The sequence below is a fragment of the Stenotrophomonas sp. 3diitr2024 genome (assembly GCF_042136455.1).
GTDB classification, from domain to species: domain Bacteria; phylum Pseudomonadota; class Gammaproteobacteria; order Xanthomonadales; family Xanthomonadaceae; genus Stenotrophomonas; species Stenotrophomonas sepilia.
Genome location: NZ_JBHHMJ010000450.1, coordinates 1 through 335 on the forward strand (window position 1 = coordinate 1; position 335 = coordinate 335).

At 60.9% G+C, this 335-nt stretch carries 1 protein-coding gene; it reads left to right on the top strand.

The genetic code is table 11. The features are described 5' to 3' along the window. Positions 1-297 (top strand): integrase core domain-containing protein (locus tag ABGA94_RS11080; RefSeq protein ID WP_375367280.1); only part of this gene is annotated, 297 nt, incomplete at its 5' end. Positions 298-335: the final 38 nt, after the last annotated feature.

Below are 335 nucleotides of genomic sequence, written 5' to 3' on the forward strand. Positions count from 1 at the left end.
TTCCATTCAGATCGTGGTGGGCAGTACTGGGGGAACGAGTTTCGCCAGCTGCTGCAGTCCCATGACGTGGTCCAAAGCATGAGCCGGCCTGGCAATTGCTGGGACAACGCGGTGGCCGAGAGCTTCTTTGCGACGCTCAAGACAGAAGAGGCTGCCGAGCCTTACGCCAGTAGGGAACAAGCCAGCCAGTCCATCGCTGCTTACATCCACGGCTTCTACAATCCAGCCCGGCTACACTCGGCGCTGGGCTACCACTCGCCTAACAACTACGCCCGGCAGCTCCGGGCTGCCGCCTGAAACGGCTTCATGGCGTCCGTTTTCAGGGGGCCAGATCA